At 65.7% G+C, this 5,749-nt stretch carries 6 protein-coding genes; 4 read left to right on the top strand and 2 right to left on the bottom strand.

The window, feature by feature from the left end:
* Positions 1 to 44: 44 nt before the first annotated feature.
* The 4 genes from RT424_RS23775 (at position 45) to RT424_RS23760 (ending at position 3,686) form a co-directional block, all read left to right on the top strand.
* Positions 45 to 1,583, top strand: a complete 1,539-nt coding sequence (locus RT424_RS23775; protein WP_313443270.1) for a thymidine phosphorylase family protein — start codon at positions 45 to 47, stop codon at positions 1,581 to 1,583.
* Complete coding sequence (locus RT424_RS23770; RefSeq protein WP_004212748.1) at positions 1,580 to 2,488, top strand: ribose-phosphate pyrophosphokinase; 909 nt, start codon at positions 1,580 to 1,582, stop codon at positions 2,486 to 2,488. Before RT424_RS23775 ends, RT424_RS23770 begins: the two co-directional genes overlap by 4 nt.
* Before the next feature lie 122 nt (positions 2,489 to 2,610).
* Positions 2,611 to 2,787: a hypothetical protein gene (locus RT424_RS23765; protein WP_313443268.1), complete on the top strand. Its 177-nt coding sequence runs from the start codon at positions 2,611 to 2,613 to the stop codon at positions 2,785 to 2,787.
* Positions 2,788 to 3,050: 263 nt separating this feature from the next.
* On the top strand, positions 3,051 to 3,686 hold the full coding sequence (locus tag RT424_RS23760; RefSeq protein WP_004212746.1) for a response regulator transcription factor: 636 nt from the start codon (positions 3,051 to 3,053) through the stop codon (positions 3,684 to 3,686).
* 26 nt (positions 3,687 to 3,712) lie between these two features.
* On the opposite strand, the gene cueR is transcribed toward RT424_RS23760, so the two are convergent.
* Positions 3,713 to 4,111, bottom strand: a complete 399-nt coding sequence (gene cueR / locus RT424_RS23755) for a Cu(I)-responsive transcriptional regulator (protein ID WP_004212744.1) — start codon at positions 4,109 to 4,111, stop codon at positions 3,713 to 3,715.
* A partial coding sequence (locus RT424_RS23750; RefSeq protein WP_313443266.1) for a copper-translocating P-type ATPase occupies positions 4,108 to 5,749 on the bottom strand: 1,642 nt, incomplete at its 5' end. The genes cueR and RT424_RS23750, both read right to left, overlap by 4 nt.

The raw sequence follows: 5,749 nt of genomic DNA, 5'->3' as shown, positions 1-5,749 counted from the left end.
TGGGCATGCAGCGTACCGGCGCTGGGTAGCTGGGGCATGCTCGCGTGAAGCCCGGGATCATCGAGGACGCCGAAGTAGAGCCTGTCGCGACGACGCTGCGGGCACACCGCCTCGGCCTGTCGGCTGCCGGAGGTGATCTGATCGCGGTCATGCGCCAAGACTGTCCCGTCTGCCGCTCGGAAGGTCTCGCGTCGCGCGCGCAGGTCGCGCTGCACGCCGGCGGGCGGGAAATCGTCGTCTCGCTGCTGCACAGTTCCGCGGAGGCTCCAGCGCCCGGCGAGATCGGCCTGTCCGAATCCGCATGGCGGCGGCTCGGCGTCAGCGAGGGCGATCCGGTCGAGATCGCGCACGCCCAGCCTCTCGCCTCGCTCGCCGAAGTGCGTCGGCGCATCTATGGCAATCGTCTCAGTGAAGGGGCTTTTTCAGCGATCATGACCGACATCGCCGAGCGACGCTATAGCGATGTCCATCTCTCGGCGTTCATCACGGCATGCTCAGGGGTCCCGCTCGATACGGACGAAACGATCAGCCTGACCAGGGCGATGGTCGATGTCGGCGAGCGATTGCAGTGGTCCGGAGCGGTCATCGTCGACAAGCATAGCGTCGGTGGATTGCCGGGCAATCGCACCACGCCGATCATCGTCTCGATCATGGCCGCGGAGGGCCTGATCATGCCCAAGACATCGTCGCGGGCGATCACCTCGCCGGCCGGCACGGCGGACACGATGGAGGTGCTTGCACCTGTCGACCTCGACGTTTCCGCCATCCGCAAGGTGGTCGAGCGCGAAGGCGGCTGCATCGCCTGGGGCGGCGCCGTCAATCTCAGCCCGGCCGACGATGTGATCATCGGCGTTGAACGAGTGCTCGATATCGATGCCGTAGGGCAGATGGTCGCCTCGGTGCTGTCCAAGAAAATCGCGGCCGGTGCGACCCATCTGGTCATCGATATCCCGGTCGGGCCGACCGCCAAGGTACGCGGAACCGATGCCGCCGATACGCTCGAGCGCGCGCTGAGCTCGGTCGCCCAAGCCTTCGGGCTTCGCACGCGCGTGATGCGCGGCCCCGGCGCGGAGCCGATCGGACGGGGCATCGGCCCGGCGCTCGAGGCGCAGGATATCCTTGCCGTCCTCCAGGGGCAGCCGGGCGCCGAGGATCTCGCCCACCGGGCCTGCGAGCTGGCGGGAGGACTGCTTGAGCTCGCTGACGCGGCCCCGGCCGGCGAAGGCTATGCGCGTGCGCGGGCGTGTCTCGAAAGCGGCGGGGCCTGGGCCAAGTTCCAACGTATCTGCGAAGCGCAGGGCGGCATGCGGGCTCCACCGGTCGCCCGGTTTCAGCAGGATATGATCGCTCCCTATAGCGGCCGCCTGGTGAGTATCGACAATCGCAAGCTCGCGACGGTCGCGAAGCTCGCCGGCGCGCCGGTGGCCAAGGCCGCTGGCGTCGCACTGCAGTGTCGGCTGAACCAGATGGTGGATGCCGGGGCTCCCTTGTGTAGCATTCATGCCGAGAGCCCGGGCGAGCTCGACTATGCGGCGGCCTATGCCGTGAGCGACGGGCCGATCTTCGGGATTGAAGCGCTATGAACCGTCCCGTCCTGTTCGCGCTGCCTGGCAGCGAGGCCCTGGCACAGCCGCTATCCGCCGCGCTCGATGCAGAGGTCGGCACGATCGAGCATCGTCAGTTTCCTGACGGGGAAACCTATCTCAGGGTCGGAAACGACGTCAGCGACCGCGAGGTCATCCTGCTGTCCAGTCTCGATCATCCGGACGCCAAGCTGTTGCCGCTGCTGTTCGCAGCCGACACCGCGCGCGATCTTGGCGCTCGCAGGATCGGGCTCGTAGCCCCTTACCTCGCTTACATGCGCCAGGACATACGCTTCCATGCCGGCGAGGCGGTGACGTCGCGAACCTTTGCTGCGATCCTGTCTCGCCATCTCGACTGGCTGGTGACGGTCGATCCGCATCTCCATCGCTACCATGAATTGTCGGAAATCTACCGCATCCCAACCCAGGTTGTTCATGCCGCGCCGTTTTTGGCCTCGTGGATCAAGCGCAATGTCGCTCGCCCGCTGATCATCGGTCCGGACCTGGAAAGCGAACAGTGGGTCTCGCAGGTGGCGGCCGATGCCGATGCTCCGTTTCTCGTGTGCGAGAAAATCCGATCCGGCGACCGTCACGTCACCATCTCGATTCCGAATGCCCCAGCGTTTCTCGATCGCCAGCCGGTGCTGGTCGACGATATCGCCTCATCCGGTCGGACCCTCACCGAGGCGGCGCGCCAACTGGTCGGCATGGGGTTCGCGCGACCGGATTGCGTGGTCGTGCATCCGCTTTTTGCCGGCGATGCAGCGCAGGTTCTGGGTGGGCTTGTCGAAAGGATCGTCAGCACGAACGCGGTTGCACATGCGTCGAATGATATAGACGTCATGCCAGCGATCGCGGAGGCCGTTCGCCACCGGATTGAATGGCGTGCTGCGCGTCAGTTCTAAGACGGAAATGAACGCCCGGCAAACGCTGTGCGCGTCCTCATCCATTGACCCTAAACGAGTCCGAACCAATCTCCTGAGATCTCCCTTTCGGAGAAAATCGCGGCAGGGAAGGAGGATATGTCGTGTCGCACACACGCTCGTTCATCGATCCCCTCGACGTTGCTGGGCACCTGAAGCTTGAGCCCGAAGTAAAGCGCGCCACCCTGCTATCCTGGGCGTCCGATCGCGCAGCCGTCAAGGGCCAACCCGCCCCCCTCGCCCGCCGGGCGCCAGTAACCCGCTGCCGGTCGACGATGTGATGGAAGCGTAGCGATGGCTCGATCGCGCCGAGGGCGGCGCGGGCAACTCGCATGCATCGTCCGGAGCAGAGACCCGGCAATGAGCCGCAGCGACCGCGGCATTGGTGTGAGCGGAGTAGCCGAACCCTCACAGTTTCGCTGTCCTTCGCCGTTTTGCCTCGCCAAATTTTTACTCTTGACCTGGGACCATAGTCCAACGTGCAGAGAAGTATCCCTTGAAGCGCTGCCCTCGCGGCACTGCGTATTGATCGATCTCGGGGGCTATGGGGAACAAGCGCGTCGTGCATATCGTCGATGACGAAGAGACAATACGAAAAGCACTAAGTTTCACGTTGCGGACCGCAGGGTTTGCCGTAGAAGCCTACGCTTCGGGGCCGGAGTTTCTGTTGAGCGCAGAGGACGCCGAGAAAGGCTGCGTGGTTCTCGACATGCACATGCCCGACATGGACGGCCTGCAGGTTCAGGCGGAGCTGACGCGACGCGGTATCGACATGCCCGTCGTGGTGCTGACGGGCAATGGCGATCCTACGCTCGCCGTACAGGCGATGAAGGCGGGCGCTGCCGACTTTCTCGCCAAACCGGTCGAGAAGGCCGCATTGCTCGGCGCGATCGACCGCGGCTTCAGCTGGCTTGAGAGTATAGCCCGTCGTGCCTCCGAACAGGCCGACGCTCTTTCGAAAGCCGCGAGACTGACGCAGCGCGAACGGGCCGTTCTGAGAGGAATTTCGCGAGGCTATCCAAATAGCCTTATCGCAGATGAACTCGGCGTCACGTCGCACACGGTCGAGCTGCATCGGGCCAGTCTGATGATCAAACTCAACGCGCAAAGCCTGCCCGACCTGTTGCGGATCGCTTTCGCCGTCGACCTGCACGAATCGACCGAAAACGGGCACCCCTAAAATTCTCGGCCGTGCGATGCCGGATGCTATGCGGATCGGGCCGCGGCCAGTTCGGCGATGATCGGACAATCCGGCCGCTCGTCGCCTTGGCAGCGCTCGGCCAGGTCGATTAGCGTGTCGCGCAGCGCCGTCAACGCCTCGGCTTTGCGCTGAAACTCATCGGCGCGGGCAAGGGCAAGCCGCTTCACCTCCGCGCTGGCACGGCCGGTATTGGCCCAAAGGCTGAGCAACGTGCGGATCTCCTCGATCGGGAAGCCGAGATCGCGGGCATTGGCGATAAACCGGAGGCGATGGAGGTCGCGCTCGCCATAGTCACGATAGCCAGCACCCCGACGCGCCGGCGCCGGGATGAGGCCGATCTTTTCATAATGGCGGATCATCCGCTCAGAGACGCCGCTCTGCCGTGACGTCTCGCCGATGTTCACAGTGCTTTCCGGTTGAGGCGCAGCGCGTTGGTGACCACGCTCACCGAAGAGAGCGCCATCGCCGCCGCCGCGATAATGGGCGAGAGCAGAATACCGAACAGCGGATAGAGCGCACCCGCCGCTACGGGCACGCCCGCGACATTGTAGATGAAGGCGAAGACGAGATTCTGGCGGATGTTCGACATGGTCGCTTGGCTGAGCCGCCGCGCCCGGACGATGCCAGTCAGGTCGCCCTTGAGCAGCGTGACGCCAGCGCTCTCGATCGCGACGTCGGTGCCGGAACCCATGGCGATGCCGACGTCGGCGGCGGCCAACGCGGGGGCGTCGTTGACACCGTCGCCGGCCATGGCGACGACCCGCCCCTCGCGCTTGAACCTGGCGACCACGGCGCTCTTCTGATCGGGCAGCACCTCGGCTTCGACCTCGTCGATGCCCAGGCGTCGGGCGACCGCTTCCGCGGTCGTGCGGTTGTCGCCGGTCAGCATGACCACGCGAATGCCCTCCGCCTTGAGCGCGGCGAGCGCTTCTGGTGTCGTGGCCTTCACCGGATCGGCGATCGCGAAGGCGCCGCCGACTGTGCCGTCGACCCCGATGAAGATCGCGGTGGCGCCATCCCGGCGCAGCGCGTCGGCCTGGCTGGCGAGCGCATCGGTCGCAACCCCTTTGTCGGCAAGGAACTGCGCATTGCCGAGGACGATGCGCCGCCCTTCGACCGTGCCGAGCGCGCCGCGCCCGGTCGGCGAGTCGAAGTCGATGACGTCGCTCGTGACGATGCCGCGATCCTTCGCGGCCTCGACGATTGCCAACGCGAGCGGATGCTCGGACGCCCGCTCGACCGAGGCGGCAAGACGCAGCAGCTCGGCTTCGTCGAAGCCGGGCGCCGGCACGACCTGGGTGACGGCAGGCCGGCCTTCGGTCAGCGTGCCTGTCTTGTCGACGACGAGAGTGTCGACCTTCTCCATATGCTCGAGTGCTTCGGCATTTTTGATGAGGACACCGAGCCCGGCGCCGCGGCCGACCCCGACCATGATCGACATCGGCGTTGCCAGCCCCAGTGCGCAGGGACAGGCGATGATCAGCACGGCGACCGCCGCCACCAGCCCATAGGCGAAGCGCGGCTCGGGACCCCAGATGCCCCAGGCGATGAACGCGACGGCCGCGACCGCGATGACCACGGGCACAAACCAGCCCGACACCTGATCGGCCATGCGCTGGATCGGCGCGCGCGAGCGCTGCGCCTCAGCGACCATCTGGACGATGCGTGCGAGCATGGTATCGCGGCCGACCTTGTCGGCGACGATCACCAGCGCACCGGTCTGGTTGAGCGTGCCGCCGATCACTGTGTCGGCCTTTGCCTTGGTGACGGGCATGGATTCGCCGGTGACCATCGACTCGTCGAGCGAGGAGCGGCCGTCCTCGACTACGCCGTCGACCGGCACCTTCTCGCCCGGCCGCACCCGCAGGCGGTCGCCCACCGCAACCAGATCAAGGCTGATTTCCTCTTCGTTCCCATCAGAACCGATCCGGCGCGCGGTCTTTGGTGCAAGGTTGAGCAGCGCCTTGATCGCGCCCGAGGTGCGTTCCCGCGCGCGCAGTTCGAGCATCTGGCCGAGCAGCACGAGGACAGTGATCACCGCG

The organism is Novosphingobium sp. (assembly GCF_032093395.1).
Classification (GTDB): Bacteria; Pseudomonadota; Alphaproteobacteria; order Sphingomonadales; family Sphingomonadaceae; genus Novosphingobium.
Note: the sequence above shows the minus strand (reverse complement) of the source record. Positions and strands in the feature narration are given on the sequence as shown.